We start from the raw sequence: 18,132 nt of genomic DNA on the forward strand, positions 1-18,132 counted from the left end.
ATGGCAAGTACTAAAACGCGTCGTCTGGAGTTGCGCACGGACGAAAGCACTGATGAATTGATCACCGAGGCCGCAGAACTTCTGCACATGACAAAGTCGGCGTTTGTAACGGATGCTGCCCGGCAGGCTGCAGAAAAGGTCATTGCGCGCTCGGACGTCACTCTCATGGCTCCTGAAGTCTTCGACGCAATGATGGCGTCTCTGGGCGTCCCCGACGAGTCCCCGGAACTGGCGGTGCTGTCCAAGCTTCCGCGGCTCATCGGTCGATGAGCGACCGGACCTATCGCCTATCGAAACTGGCCCCCGGTTATGATCTGGGGGCCTTTGACTGCGGGGAACCTGCGTACAACCAGTGGCTTGCCGACCACGCGAGCCAGGCCGTGGCAGCCGGGGCGTGCATGGTCTACCTTCTCCTCGAGAAGCGGTCCGATACGAAGGAGAAGGTAATTGGATACTTCGCGATCTGCCCCACCCTCGTAGTCCGGGATGACCTGCCGAAGTCGCTTCAGCGGAAAGTGTTGCGCAGTGCGCCTGGCTGGCTCCTGGCCAAGCTGGCACTCGACCGATCCAAGCGCGGCGATAAGGCCAATCAATGGGGCTGGCAGCTGCTTCGTGCAGCGCTCGAGACCATCATGGCAGCGTCGGACCTCGGCGGCGGCCAGATCATCGTGGTCGATGCTGACAATCCCGGCTTGGTCGACTGGTACGCCCGTCACGGATTTGTTCCAACCCGCGGTGACAACTTACGGCTCTACATGAAGGTTGCAACGGCCAGGAAATACCTCGATTCGGAGAACTGATGGGCTCTCGTCAGACAGCTGCAATGATGCAAGGTGACTACATAAGCTAGACCGGTCGGCCATCCTCAGCACCACTCCGCGCGCCACCTTGTTACAGCAATTGCACTACAGCCTTTTCCATCCCAGAAACCATTTCTCGTGCCTGCTCACGAACGTCGACGCCGTTGAGCCAGGAGGCGATGAGTGTTCGTCTGACGAAGGCGTGGTCCAGCCCCAAGTACTCCGCGATTTCGAGGAAGACTCTTTGGTGAACCATTCCTTCCGTGTGGGCAATCGCAGCCACCATGACCTCGTCATGACTCACATCGTCTCTAATCACCACCCCGTTCGCGCCTCTAACGGCGAAACGGAGTAGGTCAATCGGGAGCCTTCGGATCATGGCTTCGGAAAGCGTGGCAATGATCGTTTGAAATCCGCCGGCAAGGGTGCGTCGAGCGATCTCATCCAAGAAAGCGACGTGCCCTCGCGGCGAAAGGTAGCTTTCAGGTTCATCGATGAGGACAATGTCGCTGGCCGCGGACCTCTCGAGTTCCCAGATGCAGTAAAGGACCCACAGTTCCCCCGAGCTCATCTCGTATGGAGTCCGCACGTGACCATCCGACATAGTCGCTTCAAGGTACGGGGCGTCATAGGAGTCGCTCTTGAAGGCGAAGAACTCTACGCTCCCATATTCGCGCCCAAGGATCCTGTTGATGCTGGTCAAGGTCGGCCTGTCGGCCGCCCAGCTTCCTTCGAAGTGCCTGGCATGGTCCGGGGCTTCGACGTCCTGCATCCACATTTCGTAGTCAGCAAATGCTCTGTGCGCACTGAGCGGTACGGTGACACGAAGTTCCCCGTCGCTCTCCCCAAAAATGAAGCTCTCGGCCCGTGGTCTCCGAAGGTCGACTCTAAAATTTTGGGGCGTCCATCCTGACCCCATGTTAATCGAGTGGGTGCCCGCGACGGCGCCGACGTCCGCTCGGTCGGCGTCCTTCCATCTGGACCTTGAGGCCGGAGGAAACCGCATGTGTTCACCGCCATACTTAGGCAAGGACTCTTCCAAAATCTTCAAAAGATACGACTTCCCCGACCCGTGGCTCCCCACAACAGCTGTGAACCGCGCGAAGTGCACATCCTGTGGGGTGAAGGCGGGTGAGCTGAAAATACTAAGGCGTTGAAGGTGGATATGGTTGGTCTTCGCTAACTTCGAGAGCACGCTCGGGTGGTCATTGACTGGCTGCATAGGCCGAGTCTAGGGCGAAGCACTGACATCCTCATGGCGCTTGTCCAACAAGCACGTACCACTTGCTACGGACCCGCTGTCGTTAAGCACTTTGGCATCCAGGATGGTGCAGTCCGGGCACACACACGCGACACCCGTGGAGTTATGGGCGGCGGCCACGATACCGGCAACGTGCGTGCCGTGGCCGTATTTGTCGTAGTCCTCAGGATTGACAATTTTCGAATCACTGAAGTTGGTCCGCTCGACGACCTTCTGCGATATGTCCTCGTGGTCGATTGCCACACCTGAATCGACGATGGCAACCTTGATGCCGCTACCGGTCGTGACGGGCCACGCTTCGACTGCGTCCACATCGGCGTCCTCTTTGCCCGTGGCTATGGTTTGCGTGTTGGCGGTGTTGGTAAATGATTGGCCTGCGCTTTCGAGGCTGACTGCAGAAGAGTCGGCGCTCTATCAAGGGCTGGGCAACGATACCTACGGCCCAGCCGTCCGCTTAGAACAGGAGCTGATCAGCTGGGACTGGGCGCTGGAACGGCTCCACCCCGCCGCTGGTTGAGTTTGTCGAAGCCAAGCCCGTCGGTTGCCAGCTTCAGTCGTCGTTGTAACGGGCAAGTGCTTCTTTGTAGACAGCGGCAGTTTCATGGTCGCCCCTATCGGTGTATTTGGCGATGATGTTCTCTAAGTCGCGTTTAATGACCCAAAGCGCGTCATAGGGTTCACGAGGACGGGGAACGTAATCGTTCATGATTTCACACCCCCTTGCGCCTCTTCACGCTCCAGCAGATAGCGCAGAAATGCCGCCTGGTTGTCGATTTCCCGCTGTTTGCGCGGGGAAACCCAATCCAGTAATTCTTGATCGTCAGCCATGACGTTCACCTCCTTCCAGGTATGAATTGATGCTCACCCCGTTCAGGCAAGATCCGCGAAAGTTTCAGGCAAGATAGGCGAAGGTCTTTGTCGGCGGCAGCTTTGGCCCGGCCGAACTCATAACCACGGTGTTGAGCGGACTCCGCTGCGGCCGCCCCGCAGACAACGTCCGTTCCGACCTTTAGAATGGGCATTCTCACGCAGGTGCGATGACGCTCCTGCTCCGTCTGTGAGCAGCGTGAAGCTGTCCTGGACGGATCATGAATGGGGATGGCTGATCATGAGCAACGGCGCACCTGACGATGGTCCAGAACCCCGCGCCGTCCCACCACGGAAGCCGGCCAAACCGCCGCGGATCGGAACAGCGAAGGAACGGCCGACGTCGGCAAATGAGCCGTCCGCCTCGCCCGCCGTGCGGGCGGCAGGCAATGACGAAACGGCGCCGCCGCTCGACAACTACGCCGAGTTCATCGGGCGGCTGGACGCGGCGGCCGGGAAACTCACGCCGCGGCGGGATGCCCTGACCAAGGCACTCGGCGCTGCGGAGCTGCTCTTCAACCAGAACCATGCAGGGCTCGAGCTTTGGGGCCAGCGCCTGTCGCGAATCCTCCAGCTCATGGACCGGAGCACCGGAAACCAGCAGGCGCGGGCGCACACCACGCTGCGAGAGCTTCATGACGTCGCTGTCAAAATGGAGCAGATGTTCACCAGCCGCACGGAGCGCGTGCAGCAGGTCTGCAATGGGATCCGGGCGCGCCGGGACCAAATCAACGCGTCCCTGTTTGAGCTGGAGAAGAGCAAGGTCAAGTTGACGTCGTCCAAGATGCTGGCGCTGGAGCGGGAGAATCTCAGCAGGGTCGCGGCCGACCTTTCGGTCACCGCGGAGGAGGGCATCGGCCCCGGCTTCCCGGACCCTGGCCTTCGGGAAAGTCTCCGGGAGGCACGGGAAGCCATCATCCTGGCCGAGGCACTGCTGGAAGTGAAAGGGAACTGAACATGCCAACCCCACGGACCGAGCACCGGGAAATCTGCAGCTTCACTTCCAAGGAATGGACGGGCAGTCCGGCCGACGGCGCGGGCGCCATGTTCGGCGGCTTTTCGATTGTCGGCTTCGTCCTGTGCCTGATCCTGATGCTCTTCGTGCCCGGCTTCAGGGACGTCGGCGCCACCATGCTGTTCGTCGGGATCTTCGCCTCGATATTCACGGTCCTGGGCATCCTGGGCAGGGGTTCGAGCGAGCGGGCGTTCCTGCAGCGGCTCACTGCGACCGTGAATGAAGTGATTCTCGAACTCACGGCGGACAGGGCGAACCAGCTCTCGACTGATCAGCTCCGCTCACTGCTCGTCGACGGCGGGAGCCTCCCGCTGCTGGTGAACGGGGTGTCCGGCCTGCATCTGAAGGTCATTCCGGAGCCCTCACCGAAGCCGAAACAGAATGCCAAGCCGCAAACTGACGCAGTCACCACTACCCGAATCGTCATCGCGGCCACGCCGCCCGATTACGGCATTGGCAGTTTCGACCGGCTGCTGGAAACCGCCACCAATGACCAGGGCTTCACTTCCTCCGGTGCATAGCGGGTAAGCCCGGCGCGGACTAACGATGAGAGCGGGACGGCGACGGCGGAGCCGCGTTCCGTCTGACTGTCCTGTGAGACGAACGGCAACCGATCCCAAGAGCGCGCCCCTTGGCCAGACTCGCTTGTCCAACAAACGCGTAGCACTTGCTACGCTGGTTTCCCCAGAAGACCACTAAGCGAGGCAAACGTGCACGAGGACGCCGTCCGGTTCCTGTCCCAGCCGGTGGAGGCCCAGCCCGGCTCACCGCTCCGGGTTGCCGTCTACTCCCGCATCGCTGAAGCCATCCGCAACAACCTGCTCACGCCCGGCTCGATGCTCCCCACGGAAACGGAGCTGGGCACTGACATGAAGGTCAGCCGCACCGTGGTCCGGGAAGCCCTGATGCTGCTCGAGGAGGACGGCCTCATCCGGGCCCGTCGCGGCGTCGGCCGGTTCGTCTCGGACACCCTCCCCCGCATCGGGATCGAGCGGATCCGGCCCTTCGAGGAAGTCCTCGGCGGCCCCGGACAGCACCTTGAAATCAAACGCATCCAGCGGGAACGGCAGCCCGCCTCCGAGTTCGTCGCCCCCGGCGTCGGCGTCGAGCCCGGCGCCGACTGCTGGCTCTGGGAATCGGTCCTGATCCGCGACGGCGAAGCCATCGCCCACCTGCAGGAGAACATCTCCGCCGGGCCGGTCAGCTTCGGCAGCGGTTCCGCTGCCGCCACCCCGTTGGAGCTCGACGACGACGGCGGCACCACGCTGCTCGCGGCGCTCTACAAACGCGGTGGCCGGGTACTGGGCCCGGGCGAATGCCAGATCGGCCTGAGCCAGGTGGGGCCCAGCCGGGCCAAGCTCTTGGACCTGCGGGCATCGGATCCGGTCCTCGTGCTGACGCAGTACGTCAGGCACGCGAACCGGCCCTTCTACCTGGCCAAGTGCCTCATCCCGGACCGCGCCGGGCACCTCTCAGTGATGCAGTCCCTCCAGTCCTAGGCCGACCGGGGCCGGCTGCCCCGGCCAAGTACGACCGTTGGCCCGGAGTGGCGGTTAAGTCGCAACTTATCGCATGGTTACGTTTCTGAGCGCCGGCGAGGCTGAGTTAGGCTCGCAAGATGCAGCCTCGGGGGATACTTTTGCAAGCCGGATCTATTAACCAACCGTTGGGGGCTTGCGGGTCGATGGTTGGCGTGACCCTCAAGCAAGCCGCCTGGGCGCTGATGTTCTTAGCTCTGTATCTTGCGGTCCTGACCGGGGGAATCCTGGCTGTGGGACTTTCCGGCCTCATTGATTTCACTCCCGAGTCCGTCATTCTACTGATCCTCTGCGGCGCAACTGCAGCGGCCATGCTGGCCGTATACATCCACCTGATCCGGAGGAACGGCCTTAGTTTAGGTGGGCTCGGGTTCCGACGGTTCAGGCCCAGGATGCTTCATCTGCTCTGGCAAATCCCGTCCGCCATTGTGATCTCCGCCTGCCTGCAGGGCCTCTTCCTCGCCGCCCTCACCATTCTGGGGATAGACAGCACATCCGCCGGCGCCTCGAACGACACTTTGGCCAGGATCGCCGACCTGCCGACACCGTTCGTCGTGTTGGGCTTCCTTATCGTCGCCGTGCTCACACCGCTGTGGGAAGAGGTGCTGTTCAGAGGTGCCTTCCTCAACGGCCTTTCCCGGCGCTTCAGGCCGTTCCTGGCGGTCGTGCTGTCGGCAGCGCTGTTTGCTGCTTGCCACCTGGTTCTGCTCACCTTTGCATATCTCTTCGCCCTCGGCACCGCACTGGCCCTCGTCCGACGGTTCCATCAGAACCTATGGGCCCCGGTGCTTCTCCATGCCGTGAACAATGCCCTGGTGTTGATCGTCGTGCTGGCGGCTGCATGAGGCGTCGCGGTGTTGTGACTATTAGCGGAAATGGCGGCTAAATTGCAGCTCAAATGAGATTGGCATACTCAGGGGTCTTGGAATGCCATGGGGGTCTGCGGATTGCCATTTAGCGCTGCGTAAAGGCCGCCACTTACCGCTGCGCGACACACGCCAAAGGCGGGAAGCGCGGAGAGACGTCGACGTCCTGAGACACTGATGGCTGGATCCACACAAATCAAAGGAGCAGCCTTGGAGGCAGCAGCAGTGACCACATGGATGTTCGTCGCCGAATGTCCGATCCCGAACGACGTTGTGGAACTAATGGTCCCTGGCGAGCAGCCAGTGGCCGCGTATAAGACATTTCGCGATAGCGCCATTTTTACGACCAAGCGGTTGATCGTTCGCGACGCCCAGGGAATCACTGGCAAGAAGGTGGAGGTGTATTCTCTGCCCTACTCTGCGATCAACATGTGGTCCTCGGAGAATGCCGGAACATTCGACATGGACGCTGAGCTTGAGCTATGGACGCGGGCTGGTCACATCAAGATCAAGGTGGGCAAGAAGGCGGACGTGCGGCGGCTGGATATGCTGATCGCCCATTCGGTCCTTGGCGCGCAGCACTGACCCGGGTCGTCTTTTCGCGTTCGCGGCGCCGGACCGTCGGCCGGTCGTCTCCGACCCCTTCCCCCGCACTGGCATGGAGCGGATCCGCCCCTTCGAGGAAGTCCTCGGCGGCCCCGGACAGCACCTTGAAATCAAACGCCTCCAGCGGGAACGGCAGCCCGCCTCCGAGTTCGTCGCCCCCGGCGCCGACTGCTGGCTCTGGGAATCGGTCCTGATCCGCGACGGCGAAGCCATCGCCCACCTGCAGGAGAACATCTCCGCCGGGCCGGTCAGCTTCGGCAGCGGTTCCGCTGCCGCCGCCCCGTTGGAGCTCGACGACGACGGCGGCACCACGCTGCTCGCGGCGCTCTACAAACGCGGTGGCCGGGTACTGGGCCCGGGCGAATGCCAGGTCGGCCTGAGCCAGGTGGGGCCCAGCCGGGCCAAGCTCTTGGACCTGCGGGCATCGGATCCGGTCCTCGTGCTGACGCAGTACGTCAGGCACGCGAACCGGCCCTTCTACCTGGCCAAGTGCCTCATCCCGGACCGCGCCGGGCACCTCTCAGTGATGCAGTCCCTCCAGTCCTAGGCCGGCGGGTGCGGCGGAGCTTGGGCCGCTCTCCCCCGCATAACCGACCCGGGCCCCGGCAGTTCATGCGGGCGGAGGCCGGTCATGCGGTACAGGCTAGAGGCAGCTACCACCGACAGCCCTGCATGCGTTCACCCGGCCGGAAGCCCAGTTGGTGCCGGTGCCGAGAATCTTGTCGGCGGTTGATTCGATTTTTGTGCGGACTGTTTTGTTTTCGGTGTCGGCAGGTGATGAGCTCCAGACGAGCGCGGCAACGCCGGCGACAACAGGTGAGGCCATTGAGGTACCGCTGGCAACGTCATAGCCCATGGACCGGCCGTTCTGCGTACCCAGGACGAACTCGTGGTTCGGGAAGGTCGAGTAGACGTTGACACCCGGCGCCGCGACATCCACCCACTTGCCGTAAGTTGAGAAGGACGCCTTGGCATCGTTGTTGTCGGTTGCGGCCACGGCAATGACGTTGGGATAGGCGCCCGGGTAGATCTTGGCCTGAGTACCGGCGTTGCCTGCCGCGGCAACTATCACTACTCCCTTATTCCAGGCGTCATTGACGGCAGCTTCGAGAGTGCGTGAAGAGACGCGCTGTCCAAGGCTCATATTGATGACCTTGGCGCCATTGTCGGCGGCCCAGCTGATGCCGTTGGCAATGACTGAACTGGAACCGGACCCGGTGTCATTGAGCACTTTGACATCCAGGATGCTGCAGTCCGGGCACACACCGGCAACACCAATCTTGTTGTTGAACTTGGCGGCAACGATGCCGGCGACGTGGGTGCCGTGACCGTACTTATCCTCAGGGTTTGCTTTGGGATCCTCTTTGGTGTCCGCACTGACGAAGTTCGCGTATCCAACAACCTGCGGTGCGATGTCGTCGTGGACGTTTGCCACACCCGTATCGAGAATGGCCACCTTGGTGCCGCCGCCGGTGGTGCCGCCGCCGGTCGTGACGCCCCATGCTTCAACGGCGTCCACATCGGCATCCGCTGTGCCGTCGGCCGCTAGCGGCGTGCCGGCGGTGTTCGTAAGAGACTGGCCGACGTTCTGCAGGGCGTACTGTTGCGGGAAATACTGGTCATCGGTCGCGGCAGTAACCACCTCGTCCGGCTCGGCGTACTCAACTGCCGGGTTCCGGCTTAAGGCTTCGATGAGCTGCAACTCTTTGCCGGCCGGCACCTTGATCAGTTGAGCGCCGGTGCTGCCGATACCGGGGCCCTCCCTAAGGCCGTGCTGGCGCAGTACGCCGGCTGCCGCGCCCTTGTCGCGGAATTTGACCATGATTTGTCCCGCGATGTGTGATGACTGGGTCACTGCGTTGCCCGGGGTCACTGCGTTGCTTGGGGCTGCCAACGTGATTGCGCCGCAGCCTATGACTACCGCCGCGAAACTAGCTATAACGATTCTTTTCATAAAGAGCATCTTGCTTCAATCTGCACCGGCTAGGTAGTGCATGCCGGAAAGTTACCCCCGCGGGTTTTCTCCGTGACCAGGGGCATTTCCGAGGCAAGGGCCAGCTGCCCGCGTGCAGAGCGCCCGCACTCGCGCGGGCGCCCTGCCGTCATTTACTGCTAAAGGCACCTGGGCTGGTAGGCCGGATCAGCGGGACCGGACGCCTTACCCAGCGCGTGGGCCACAATCTGGTGCACCACGGGGTCGTTCGGCGTCTGGTCATGTTCGAAGACATCGGCCGGGCACTTGTCCTGGATGGTGATGTTGGTGACCTGCCGGGCCGGGCCGTCGATGAACTGACTGTTGTAGGGGACGACCACTTCGTCGTGAACCGTGGAGATGACGGTGTAGGAGGGGCCCGCAACAGTGTCCCCGATGGAGTTGAGCTTCTGCATGAAAGCCGACCCTGCCTGCTGGTCGGCGCAGGCGGCACAGCCCAGGCCGGTGTAATCCGGATCCGGGACAAGGCCCGGCGTCGGGACGATCACGCCTTCGGTGCCATGGTTGGATGGTGCGATACCAATGAGCTGATGGACGTACTTGGCTCCGCCGAGAAAGCCCATGTAGTAGCGGGGCATCATGCCGCCTTGGCTGTGGCCCACGAGATCCACTTTCTTGGCGCCGGTGGCAGCACGCACTGCGTCCACGAAAGGCCCAAGTTCCTGCGCCGATTTGGCCACCGGCGCGGTGGCATACACGCCGTTTGTCTCGCCGTAGTTGAGTGCGAAGACGCAGTACCCGGCGCTCTTGAGGTAGGGCGACAGGGTGGACCAGTTCTTCTCCATGCTCTCGAAGGTTCCAGGCACAAGAACGACCGGATACGGATGCTCGGCGGTTGGTTTGCAGGACCAGTCGTTGGCTCCCGGCGGGGAAATCTCAACGACGCCGGCTTGGGCCGGAACCGCGGCCAGGGAAAAGGCAAGGGCGGCGGCAGCGGTAACGGAAAGGGCTCTGGTGAGCAGCGACATGAAAACCTCTTTGTTCGTGTGTCAGCGGGGTCGGGGCCAGGGGCGAACTCTTGTGTCAATCAATCTTTGCCCGGGTACTCAATGTATGCAGCCCGGAGTCCGACGCGGCCATGGGTTTGCACAGATGTGCGTGAATGACGGCTGCGTGGCGAGCTCCCATCCCGCACGGAAATCCGCCCTCGTTTTCCCCATAGTTACTGGCCAGTAGCTTTTAGCCGCAGGGCATGGACAGCAGAAACCGCCGGACGCGCCTGCACAAACGTTCATTGCCGGGATGGCAAGGAAAACGAGTCAGGGAACGTCGGATGTTGCTGCCGGGGAATTCTCCGGCGAGACGAGGAACCCATGGAGCAGCGAGGCCGTGCCCTGCAGGTGATCCAGGGCAGCCCGGTAGGCGCCGTCCGCATCGCCGCGGAGTATGGCGTCGATGATTTGCTGATGCTGCCGGTTGGAATGCTCAAGGTTGGGCTCCAGGAACGGGATGCGGTCCAGAAGGTCGCTAACCCTTGCACGCGCGTCTGCAACGGCGGCAACCAGGCTTGGCGATCCGCTCACCTCTGCAATGGCCACGTGGAACCTCGCGTCCTTCGGCCTGTACAGTTCCGCGGGTGCCCCTGCCACATCGGCGAGGGTGTCCAGCAGATGGCGCCTCTGCCCGGGAGACAGCATGGCCTGCGCGGCCAGCGATGCTGCGGCCGGTTCCAGCACGGCGCGGTAGGTTAGGACGTCATTGACCTCCGCAGGGTCCAGGCCTGCAGCACCCCTCAACTCCCCCAGCCTTCGTGCCGATACGTAGGTTCCGCCAGACCTGCCGCGGCGGACTTCCACATAGCCGGCCTTTTGGAGCTCCGCCAGGGCGTCGCGCAGCGTTGCCCTGGACACGCCCAGCAGTTCCGAGAGCTCCCGCTCGGCAGGCAACTTGTCACCCACGCCGAAAAGCCCCAGCTTGATGTTCTGGAGCAGCCGTTCGATGGTTTCCTCAAAGGCGTTCCCGTGCCGGACCGGCCGTATGAGCCTCGTGGGGACCCCAAGCAATGCCTCTTCCATGACTCCATCCTAGCGCGGTCTAATAACAGGCCTATGATTCACCCGGGTTTAGGCGGAAGCCTGGCCAATTTCGGTGAAATTCGGGATGATCCTTGACTCTTGGCGGCGATGTGCACCACACTGGCAAAGGACTTTTGGACTAATTACAGACCATTAAGACCCTTGAAAGAAGGGAAATCCCATGTCATTACGTCCCTCGGAGCAGCCCGTCAACGACGACGGCGGCTACCTCCATCACCGTCAACTCAAACGTGGAGCGGCTGGGTGGGTCCTGCTGGCGGGGCTCGGTGTTGCCTATGTCATCTCCGGAGACTTCGCCGGCTGGAACCTGGGCCTGGCCCAGGGCGGCTGGGGCGGCCTGCTCATCGCATTCATTCTGATGGGCATCATGTACACGTGCATGGTGTTCGGATTGGCCGAACTGTCCTCCGCCCTGCCAACCACCGGCGCCGGCTACGGTTTCGCACGCAGGGCGCTTGGCCCACTTGGCGGCTTTGCCACCGGAATGGCTGTGCTGATCGAATACGCTGTTGCACCCGCCGCCATCGCCACCTTCATCGGCGGCTATGTCGAAGCCCTGGGGCTGTTCGGCCTCACCAACTCCTGGCCGGTCTACCTTGTAACCTTCGCTGTCTTCGTCGGAATCCATCTCCGCGGAGTCGGCGAGGCACTGAAACTGATCTTTGCGATCACCACAATAGCCGTCGTTGCTTTGGCGGCGGTGGTCATCGGCCTGGTACCGCACTTCAACGCGGCAAACCTCTTCGATGTTGTGCCGGACGGTTCCCCGACGTCCAGCGCCTTCCTTCCTATGGGCATCGGCGGTGTTGTGGGGGCCCTCGTATACGGCATCTGGTTCTTCCTCGCCGTCGAAGGCGTTCCACTGGCAGCGGAAGAGACCGCCGACCCCAAGAAGGACATGCCCCGCGGCATCATCGTCGCTCTCCTGGTGCTCGTGATCTTCGGAGCCCTGATGCTCGTCCTGGTTCCCGGCGCAGCCGGATCCGAAGCGATGGGCACCTCAAGCAACCCCCTCCCCGAAGCGATCCGCCTGGCCTACGGGGGCAATACGATCCTCGCCGACTTTGTGAACTATGCAGGACTGGCAGGGCTGGTGGCCAGCTTCTTCTCCATCATCTATGCCTACTCCCGGCAACTCTTCGCCCTTTCCCGCGCAGGATACCTTCCCAAGTGGCTGTCCCTGACGGGCAAGAGGCGTACACCGTACTGGGCCCTCATCGTCCCGGGCACCCTCGGATTCATCCTCGCTGCTGCCACGGGCAACGGCGCCCTGCTCATCAATATCGCGGTTTTCGGAGCCACCGTCTCGTACGTGCTGCTGAACCTGTCGCACATAGTCCTGCGGGTAAAGGAACCAGACCTTCCCCGGGGATACCGGACCCCCGGGGGCGCCGTCACAACAACCATCGCCCTGCTCCTGGCTGCCGTTGCCGTCGTTGCCACCTTCGTGGTCGATGTACTGGCGGCGTCCATCACGGCCGCCGTGTTCGCCGCTGCGCTCCTTTACTACTGGTTCTACAGCCGCCACAGGATCGTGGCAGGTGCACCCGAGGAGGAATTTGCACAGCTCGCGGCAGCCGAAGCCGAACTTAGCAACTGAAACACGCTCACCGGCACAATACGGCGGAGAGCACGGATCACGTCCAACACCCCGATCGAAGTTACGGAAATCAAATGACCAATGAAATCGCAGGGAAATACTCCCAGGCAAAGCTGACCGTCGAGGATCTGAAGCAGAAGGTCGCCTCGGGTGAGATCGACACGGTGGTCGTAGCCATCACCGACTCACTGGGCCGGCTGCAGGGCAAGCGCTGCGGCGCAAGGTCCTTCCTGGAGGATGTCCTGGGACATGGCGCCGAAGGCTGCAACTACCTCCTTTCCGTCGACGTGGAAATGAACACCGTCGATGGATACGCGATGTCGTCATGGGCAAACGGCTACGGGGACATGGTCATGCGGCCCGACGTCAGCACGCTCCGGATGGTGCCGTGGCTGGAGGGCACGGCGATGGTCCAGTGCGACATCCTCTGGCTTGATGGCCGCCCCGTCACCCAGTCGCCGCGGCAGATCCTTCGTGCCCAGATCGAACGGCTCGAGGCCCTCGGATACCGTGCCCACATCGGCACGGAACTTGAGTTCATCATGTTCGACGACAGCTACGAGCAGGCATGGGACAAGCAGTATGTGGGACTGAAGCCGTCCACCCGCTACAACGTCGACTACTCCCTGCTTGCGACGGCCGGCCTCGAACCGGTCATCCGCGACATCCGCAACAGCATGGAAAGCGCCGGACTCGTAGTCGAATCCTCAAAGGGTGAGTGCAACCACGGCCAGCAGGAAATCACCTTCAGGTACGCCGAAGCGCTCCGCGCATGCGACAGCCACGCGTTTTACAAGAACGGTGCCAAGGAGATCGCGGGAAAGCATGGAAAAAGCATCACGTTCATGGCCAAGTACAACGAGCGGGAAGGCAGTTCATGCCATATCCACTTCAGCCTGACCGACCTGGACGGCAATCCGGTGCTTGCAGGTAACGGTGAGCATGGCTTCAGCCCCCTGATGGAGCATTTCGTCGCGGGCCAGCTGGCAGCTATGAAGGAACTCTCGTACTTCCTGGCGCCAAACATCAACTCGTACAAGCGCTTCGTCGAGGGCAGCTTCGCACCAACCGCCATCGCGTGGGGCCTGGACAACCGCAGCTGTGCACTGCGCATCGTTGGGCGCGGCGCCAGCCTCCGCGTGGAAAACCGTGTGGGCGGCGGTGACGTCAACCCTTATCTGGCCGCGGCAGCACTTATTGCGGCAGCCATTCACGGCATCGAGAACGAGTTGCCCCTTGAGCCCGTCATGGCCGGGAATGCCTACGAGTCAACCGCCGACCGGATCCCGACGACGCTTCGGGACTCGCGCGCACTGCTCGTCACCAGCGAAATCGCCCGCAAGTCCTTCGGCGACGAAGTGGTGGACCACTATGTGCACGCCGCCGACGTCGAACTCAAAGCATTCGACAGTGCAGTCACAGATTGGGAGCACAAGCGTGGCTTTGAACGTCTCTGATTCCTACCGGCCGAGAATCGGCCTCACCACCTACTACCAAGGGGCTGCCTGGGGAGTTTGGAAGGCCGATGCGGCCATTCTGCCCGGAACCTATGTACAGGCAGTGGTCGCTGCCGGCGGCACGCCTGTTCTGCTGCCGCCGGTAGGCACCGACCCCACAATCGTTGACCTCCTGGACGGGCTCATCGTCGCGGGCGGCAGCGACGTTGGCCCGGAGCAGTACGGTGCGGAGCCCCATGAACTGACCCGCTCCCAACCAGGGAGGGACACCCACGACCTCGCCCTGACCAGGGCGGCGCTGGCAACTGGGCTTCCGCTGTTTTCCATCTGCCGCGGCGCCCAAATCCTCAACGTGGCACTGGGAGGATCCCTGATCCAACATGTCCCGGACGTCAATCCGGGCGCGGCCCAGTACCAGCCGGCGCCTGGAGTGTTTGGCAACGTCGAATTCACCACAACACCCGGAAGCATCAGCGAGAGCCTGCTCGGGCCAGTAGCCAGCGCCCTCTGCTACCACCACCAGGCCATGGACAGGATCGCGGACGGCCTGCGGGTGACGGCGGCAGCGCAGGACGGAACCGTACAGGCACTCGAGACGACAACAGGCGGATGGGTGCTGGGAGTGCAATTCCACCCCGAACAGAACCCAGACGACCTGCGGCTTTTCAGGGGATTTATTGAAGCTGCCCGCAACTACCGCAAAGAACGAACGGAGAATCTAGTCGATGTCCACCAGCATGTTTGACGTCCTGAACCCGGCCACGGAAGAGATCATTGAAACGGTCCCGCTCGCCACACTGGAAGAAACGGACCGGGCAATCGAAAAGGCAGCCGTGGCCTTTGAAACGTGGCGCAACGTCTCACCCGCCGACCGGGCACTGCTGCTGCGCCGCTTCGCCGCTGCAGTAGATGCCGACCTTGAGAACCTCGCCCAACTCGAAGTGATCAACGCCGGTCACACCATCGGAAACGCCCGCTGGGAGGCAGGAAACGTCCGGGACGTCCTCGCGTACTATTCCGGCGCCCCCGAACGCCACACAGGCCAGCAGATCCCTGTTGCCGGAGGCGTCAATGTCACCTTCAACGAACCCTTGGGTGTTGTGGGAGTCATCGTCCCGTGGAACTTCCCGATGCCCATTGCCGCGTGGGGATTTGCTCCGGCGCTTGCAGCGGGCAACACCGTCGTCCTCAAGCCTGCTGAGCTGACGCCGTTGACCGCCGTGCGCCTCGGGCAGCTTGCCCGGGAAGCCGGACTGCCCGACGGTGTGCTCCAGATCATTCCCGGTAAGGGATCCGTCGTCGGAGAACGCTTCGTTGCACACCCGGCCGTGCGGAAGGTGGTTTTCACCGGGTCAACCGGCGTCGGCAAGCTGATCATGGCCGGCTGCGCTGAGCAGGTTAAGCCGGTGACGCTGGAACTGGGCGGCAAGAGCGCGAATATCATCTTCGCTGACGCAGATCTGGAGGCGGCCGCAGCAGCAGCCCCGGGCGGGGCCTTTGATAATGCCGGCCAGGACTGCTGTTCCCGGTCCCGCATCCTGGTTCAGCACGATGTGTTCGAAAGGTTCCTCGAACTGCTTGAACCTGCCGTCAAAGCGCTGAAAGTCGGGGACCCCCGCGACGAGGACGTGTTCATGGGGCCGCTGATTTCCGCCGCGCAACACCGCACCGTGACAGGCTTCGTGCCGGATGGCGCGCCCGTCGCATTCCGCGGATCGGCGCCCGAAGGCAAGGGGTTCTGGTTCCCGCCCACCGTCCTGACTCCGTCCCGCGAGGACCGGGTGATGCAGGAGGAGATCTTTGGCCCGGTCGTGGCAGTAGTCCCCTTCAGGGACGAAGCTGACGCGCTCCACCTGGCCAACGACACCATCTACGGCTTGTCCGGCTCCATCTGGACCAGGGACATCGGACGGGCCCTGCGGGTTGCCCGCGGACTGGAATCCGGAAACCTCTCCGTCAACTCGCATTCATCCGTCAGGTACTCCACGCCGTTTGGCGGATTCAAACAGTCAGGCCTGGGCCGTGAGCTGGGACCTGACGCCCTCAACGCCTTCACCGAAACCAAGAACGTTTTCATCTCCACCACCGCCTGAACACAAGACGAGGAAAAGCAAAATGATTGAAGTCATCTCCAACCGACTCAAAGGCCGCAGCGCAGTCATCACCGGCGGCGCAAGCGGAATCGGACTGGCAACCGCACGGCGGTTCGCCGCCGAAGGAGCCCATGTTGTCATCGCCGATCTCGATCCGACTGCCGGGCAGCGTGCCGCTGAAGAGGTCGACGGACTCTTCGTCAAAGTCGATGTCACCAGCGAAGAAGAGGTCAAGAACCTCTACGCCGTGACCAACGAAACCTACGGAAGCGTCGACATCTCCTTCAACAATGCCGGAATCTCCCCGGCAGACGACGCCTCCATCATCGATACGGGAATCGACGCATGGCGAAGGGTGCAGGAAGTGAACCTCACCTCCGTGTTCTACTGCTGCAAGTACGCCCTGCCATACATGCAGGCGCAGGGCAAAGGGTCCATCATCAACACGGCATCCTTTGTCGCCGTAATGGGCGCCGCCACTTCCCAGATCTCCTACAGCGCCTCCAAGGGCGGCGTCCTGTCGATGAGCCGTGAACTGGGTGTCGAGTTCGCCCGCCAGGGCATCCGGGTGAATGCCCTGTGCCCTGGCCCGGTCAACACGCCACTGCTGAAAGAGCTCTTTGCCAAGGACCCCGAGAAGGCCGCCCGCCGGCTCGTCCATGTTCCCCTCGGCAGGTTCGCCGAACCTGAGGAGTTGGCCGGTGCCGTGGCCTTCCTTGCCAGCGATGATGCGTCATTCATCACCGCCTCCACCTTCCTCGTCGATGGCGGCATTGCCGGAGCCTACGTGACCCCCGAGTAGGCAGCGGGTCCGCTGCGGGCCGCGGTGCGCGCGGCCCGCAGCCAGCCCTCTCCCCCGCTTGGAGTTTTGTCCAGCTGCCGCGGCTTGACCCGTGCCGAACGTGGATTATCTGTACAAAACTCGAAGTGGAGAGCGTCGCCGAGGTGGGGTCGGGAGCAGCCGGCCAACGTCGTCGTGCCTTTTCGACTTGGTTGTATGGGGGTAGGATACACACATGTCGACAACGGTGACGGATGAGCTCATCCGGAAAGCGAAAGACGCTGGAGCGGCAGCTGAAAAGTCCCGTCGGGAGATGCTCATGGCCTCGGGCCGGCGCGCCGAAGCCGTTTTCGCGCTCTGGGCCGAGGGTATGCCCGTTCGTAAGATCGCCGAAGTCATCGGAGTGAGTCCCTCCGTTAGCCAGCGCTTGCTCGAGAAAGCTAGGGAAAGCCGGCCGCGCCTGCCGCGCCGTGAAGAACGGGTCTCGTACGAGCTGCATCGAGCCGTGGCTGAAAAAATCAGCGAGGATCCCGAATCGGTACTGAGCAAGGCACGGACCAACCTGCAGAGGATGGCGTCGCGCACACGCGATGCGTACGCACAAGGTTGGGTGGCAGAGTGGAACACGCTCGTTAATGGCGGTGACATCAACCGGCTTGTGGAGGGCATGCTCCGCCCTGACGAGCGTGGTACTGACCTTCGCCAGATGACGCCGTTCGCCGGTGTGCTCTCCCAGGAAGAGCGACTCGTCGCAATCCACAAGGCAACGCGTGCGGCGTAGCGACCTCGAGCACGCTATCCGCGCGGCCACGGAAATCATCCGTCAGGAAGCCGTCATCATCATTGGCAGCCAAGCCATCCTCGGGTCCTTGACAGAAGACGAACTGCCGGCTGAGGCGACGCTTTCAGAAGAAGTCGACATTGCTCCGTTGAAGGATGACGACGCCCAGTCTCTCGCCACGGAACTGGACGCCGCGATCGGTGAAATGTCCCACTTCCACGAAACCCACGGCTTCTACGTCCAAGGGGTCGGCCGGGACACCGCGGTCCTGCCAGCCGGTTGCGCGGACCGCCTTGTCAAGGTTAAGAACGCCAACACCAACGACCGTACCGGGCTGTGTCTGGAGCCCCACGACCTTCATCCGGGATCTGACGCCACCAGCGGGTGAGGCTGGGAATCCGTCCTGATCCGCGACGGCGAAGCCACCGCCCAATGAGC

The 18,132-nt window shown here is 62.4% G+C and carries 23 protein-coding genes; 16 read left to right on the plus strand and 7 right to left on the minus strand.

Annotated elements, in window-relative coordinates; all coding sequences use genetic code 11:
* Together J7I89_RS15760 and J7I89_RS15765 are read left to right on the plus strand one after the other, a co-directional pair.
* Complete coding sequence (locus J7I89_RS15760; RefSeq protein ID WP_214972230.1) at window positions 1–270, plus strand: DUF1778 domain-containing protein; 270 nt, start codon at window positions 1–3, stop codon at window positions 268–270.
* Window positions 267–800: a hypothetical protein gene (locus J7I89_RS15765; protein WP_214972232.1), complete on the plus strand. Its 534-nt coding sequence runs from the start codon at window positions 267–269 to the stop codon at window positions 798–800. The genes J7I89_RS15760 and J7I89_RS15765 overlap by 4 nt, the downstream gene beginning before the upstream one ends.
* Before the next feature lie 91 nt (window positions 801–891).
* Here J7I89_RS15765 and J7I89_RS15770 read toward each other — a convergent pair whose 3' ends face one another.
* Window positions 892–2,022 (minus strand): AAA family ATPase, encoded by a 1,131-nt coding sequence (locus tag J7I89_RS15770; protein WP_214972235.1) that lies wholly within the window; start codon window positions 2,020–2,022, stop codon window positions 892–894.
* 9 nt (window positions 2,023–2,031) lie between these two features.
* Complete coding sequence (locus tag J7I89_RS15775; protein WP_308159933.1) at window positions 2,032–2,373, minus strand: S8 family serine peptidase; 342 nt, start codon at window positions 2,371–2,373, stop codon at window positions 2,032–2,034.
* Between the two features lie 25 nt (window positions 2,374–2,398).
* On the opposite strand from J7I89_RS15775, the gene J7I89_RS25975 reads away from it, so the two are divergent.
* Window positions 2,399–2,578 (plus strand): Wadjet anti-phage system protein JetD domain-containing protein, encoded by a 180-nt coding sequence (locus tag J7I89_RS25975; protein WP_374102024.1) that lies wholly within the window; start codon window positions 2,399–2,401, stop codon window positions 2,576–2,578.
* 33 nt (window positions 2,579–2,611) lie between these two features.
* Here J7I89_RS25975 and J7I89_RS15785 read toward each other — a convergent pair whose 3' ends face one another.
* Both J7I89_RS15785 and J7I89_RS25640 read right to left on the minus strand, forming a co-directional pair.
* Window positions 2,612–2,767: a hypothetical protein gene (locus J7I89_RS15785; RefSeq protein ID WP_214972241.1), complete on the minus strand. Its 156-nt coding sequence runs from the start codon at window positions 2,765–2,767 to the stop codon at window positions 2,612–2,614.
* A complete protein-coding gene (locus J7I89_RS25640; RefSeq protein ID WP_285290231.1) occupies window positions 2,764–2,889 on the minus strand; it encodes a hypothetical protein in 126 nt (41 codons plus the stop codon). The genes J7I89_RS15785 and J7I89_RS25640 overlap by 4 nt, the downstream gene beginning before the upstream one ends.
* Before the next feature lie 229 nt (window positions 2,890–3,118).
* Between J7I89_RS25640 and J7I89_RS15790 the strand changes: the two genes are divergently transcribed.
* The 6 genes from J7I89_RS15790 to J7I89_RS15815 all read left to right on the plus strand — a co-directional run bounded on the left by J7I89_RS15790 (window position 3,119) and on the right by J7I89_RS15815 (window position 7,500).
* A complete protein-coding gene (locus tag J7I89_RS15790; RefSeq protein ID WP_214972244.1) occupies window positions 3,119–3,883 on the plus strand; it encodes a hypothetical protein in 765 nt (254 codons plus the stop codon).
* Window positions 3,884–3,885: 2 nt separating this feature from the next.
* The gene (locus J7I89_RS15795) at window positions 3,886–4,464 is read left to right on the plus strand and encodes a hypothetical protein (protein WP_214972247.1); all 579 of its coding nucleotides are present in this window, start codon (window positions 3,886–3,888) and stop codon (window positions 4,462–4,464) included.
* 189 nt (window positions 4,465–4,653) lie between these two features.
* Entirely contained in the window at window positions 4,654–5,442 is a 789-nt protein-coding gene (locus J7I89_RS15800) for a GntR family transcriptional regulator (RefSeq protein ID WP_214972250.1), read from the plus strand.
* Window positions 5,443–5,627: 185 nt separating this feature from the next.
* Complete coding sequence (locus J7I89_RS15805; RefSeq protein ID WP_214972253.1) at window positions 5,628–6,326, plus strand: CPBP family intramembrane glutamic endopeptidase; 699 nt, start codon at window positions 5,628–5,630, stop codon at window positions 6,324–6,326.
* A gap of 198 nt (window positions 6,327–6,524) precedes the next feature.
* A complete protein-coding gene (locus J7I89_RS15810; protein WP_285290232.1) occupies window positions 6,525–6,932 on the plus strand; it encodes a PH domain-containing protein in 408 nt (135 codons plus the stop codon).
* Window positions 6,916–7,500: a GntR family transcriptional regulator gene (locus J7I89_RS15815; RefSeq protein WP_251045408.1), complete on the plus strand. Its 585-nt coding sequence runs from the start codon at window positions 6,916–6,918 to the stop codon at window positions 7,498–7,500. The genes J7I89_RS15810 and J7I89_RS15815 overlap by 17 nt, the downstream gene beginning before the upstream one ends.
* Before the next feature lie 96 nt (window positions 7,501–7,596).
* Here J7I89_RS15815 and J7I89_RS15820 read toward each other — a convergent pair whose 3' ends face one another.
* The 3 genes from J7I89_RS15820 to J7I89_RS15830 form a co-directional block, all read right to left on the minus strand.
* Window positions 7,597–8,907, minus strand: a complete 1,311-nt coding sequence (locus tag J7I89_RS15820; protein ID WP_214972256.1) for a S8 family serine peptidase — start codon at window positions 8,905–8,907, stop codon at window positions 7,597–7,599.
* 158 nt (window positions 8,908–9,065) lie between these two features.
* Complete coding sequence (locus tag J7I89_RS15825) at window positions 9,066–9,914, minus strand: triacylglycerol lipase (protein WP_214972259.1); 849 nt, start codon at window positions 9,912–9,914, stop codon at window positions 9,066–9,068.
* A 291-nt stretch (window positions 9,915–10,205) separates the two neighbouring features.
* Window positions 10,206–10,961: a FadR/GntR family transcriptional regulator gene (locus tag J7I89_RS15830; protein WP_214972262.1), complete on the minus strand. Its 756-nt coding sequence runs from the start codon at window positions 10,959–10,961 to the stop codon at window positions 10,206–10,208.
* Window positions 10,962–11,142: 181 nt separating this feature from the next.
* On the opposite strand from J7I89_RS15830, the gene eat reads away from it, so the two are divergent.
* The 7 genes from eat (at window position 11,143) to J7I89_RS15865 (ending at window position 18,082) form a co-directional block, all read left to right on the plus strand.
* Window positions 11,143–12,582: an ethanolamine permease gene (eat, locus tag J7I89_RS15835; RefSeq protein ID WP_214972265.1), complete on the plus strand. Its 1,440-nt coding sequence runs from the start codon at window positions 11,143–11,145 to the stop codon at window positions 12,580–12,582.
* A gap of 74 nt (window positions 12,583–12,656) precedes the next feature.
* Window positions 12,657–14,039, plus strand: a complete 1,383-nt coding sequence (locus tag J7I89_RS15840) for a glutamine synthetase family protein (protein WP_214972268.1) — start codon at window positions 12,657–12,659, stop codon at window positions 14,037–14,039.
* Entirely contained in the window at window positions 14,020–14,784 is a 765-nt protein-coding gene (locus J7I89_RS15845) for a gamma-glutamyl-gamma-aminobutyrate hydrolase family protein (protein ID WP_308159934.1), read from the plus strand. Before J7I89_RS15840 ends, J7I89_RS15845 begins: the two co-directional genes overlap by 20 nt.
* Window positions 14,765–16,132, plus strand: a complete 1,368-nt coding sequence (locus tag J7I89_RS15850) for an aldehyde dehydrogenase (RefSeq protein WP_214972274.1) — start codon at window positions 14,765–14,767, stop codon at window positions 16,130–16,132. Before J7I89_RS15845 ends, J7I89_RS15850 begins: the two co-directional genes overlap by 20 nt.
* Window positions 16,133–16,154: 22 nt before the next feature.
* Window positions 16,155–16,934, plus strand: a complete 780-nt coding sequence (locus J7I89_RS15855; RefSeq protein WP_214972277.1) for a 3-oxoacyl-ACP reductase — start codon at window positions 16,155–16,157, stop codon at window positions 16,932–16,934.
* 214 nt (window positions 16,935–17,148) lie between these two features.
* A complete protein-coding gene (locus J7I89_RS15860; protein WP_214972280.1) occupies window positions 17,149–17,694 on the plus strand; it encodes a hypothetical protein in 546 nt (181 codons plus the stop codon).
* On the plus strand, window positions 17,684–18,082 hold the full coding sequence (locus tag J7I89_RS15865) for a hypothetical protein (protein WP_214972282.1): 399 nt from the start codon (window positions 17,684–17,686) through the stop codon (window positions 18,080–18,082). The genes J7I89_RS15860 and J7I89_RS15865 overlap by 11 nt, the downstream gene beginning before the upstream one ends.
* The last annotated feature ends 50 nt before the right edge of the window (window positions 18,083–18,132 follow it).

The organism is Arthrobacter sp. ISL-5 (assembly GCF_018613835.1).
Taxonomy (GTDB): Bacteria; Actinomycetota; Actinomycetes; order Actinomycetales; family Micrococcaceae; genus Arthrobacter.

Bases quoted from the DNA above. Each gene is read 5' to 3' on its own strand.
- J7I89_RS15760 (WP_214972230.1), top strand. From the start codon at position 1: ATGGCAAGTACTAAAACGCGTCGTCTGGAGTTGCGCACGGACGAAAGC.
- J7I89_RS15765 (WP_214972232.1), top strand. From the start codon at position 267: ATGAGCGACCGGACCTATCGCCTATCGAAACTGGCCCCCGGTTATGAT.
- J7I89_RS15770 (WP_214972235.1), bottom strand. From the start codon at position 2,022: ATGCAGCCAGTCAATGACCACCCGAGCGTGCTCTCGAAGTTAGCGAAG.
- J7I89_RS25975 (WP_374102024.1), top strand. From the start codon at position 2,399: ATGGTTTGCGTGTTGGCGGTGTTGGTAAATGATTGGCCTGCGCTTTCG.
- J7I89_RS15785 (WP_214972241.1), bottom strand. From the start codon at position 2,767: ATGAACGATTACGTTCCCCGTCCTCGTGAACCCTATGACGCGCTTTGG.
- J7I89_RS25640 (WP_285290231.1), bottom strand. From the start codon at position 2,889: ATGGCTGACGATCAAGAATTACTGGATTGGGTTTCCCCGCGCAAACAG.
- J7I89_RS15795 (WP_214972247.1), top strand. From the start codon at position 3,886: ATGCCAACCCCACGGACCGAGCACCGGGAAATCTGCAGCTTCACTTCC.
- J7I89_RS15805 (WP_214972253.1), top strand. From the start codon at position 5,628: ATGGTTGGCGTGACCCTCAAGCAAGCCGCCTGGGCGCTGATGTTCTTA.
- J7I89_RS15810 (WP_285290232.1), top strand. From the start codon at position 6,525: ATGGCTGGATCCACACAAATCAAAGGAGCAGCCTTGGAGGCAGCAGCA.
- J7I89_RS15820 (WP_214972256.1), bottom strand. From the start codon at position 8,907: ATGAAAAGAATCGTTATAGCTAGTTTCGCGGCGGTAGTCATAGGCTGC.
- J7I89_RS15825 (WP_214972259.1), bottom strand. From the start codon at position 9,914: ATGTCGCTGCTCACCAGAGCCCTTTCCGTTACCGCTGCCGCCGCCCTT.
- J7I89_RS15830 (WP_214972262.1), bottom strand. From the start codon at position 10,961: ATGGAAGAGGCATTGCTTGGGGTCCCCACGAGGCTCATACGGCCGGTC.
- eat (WP_214972265.1), top strand. From the start codon at position 11,143: ATGTCATTACGTCCCTCGGAGCAGCCCGTCAACGACGACGGCGGCTAC.
- J7I89_RS15840 (WP_214972268.1), top strand. From the start codon at position 12,657: ATGACCAATGAAATCGCAGGGAAATACTCCCAGGCAAAGCTGACCGTC.
- J7I89_RS15850 (WP_214972274.1), top strand. From the start codon at position 14,765: ATGTCCACCAGCATGTTTGACGTCCTGAACCCGGCCACGGAAGAGATC.
- J7I89_RS15855 (WP_214972277.1), top strand. From the start codon at position 16,155: ATGATTGAAGTCATCTCCAACCGACTCAAAGGCCGCAGCGCAGTCATC.
- J7I89_RS15860 (WP_214972280.1), top strand. From the start codon at position 17,149: ATGTCGACAACGGTGACGGATGAGCTCATCCGGAAAGCGAAAGACGCT.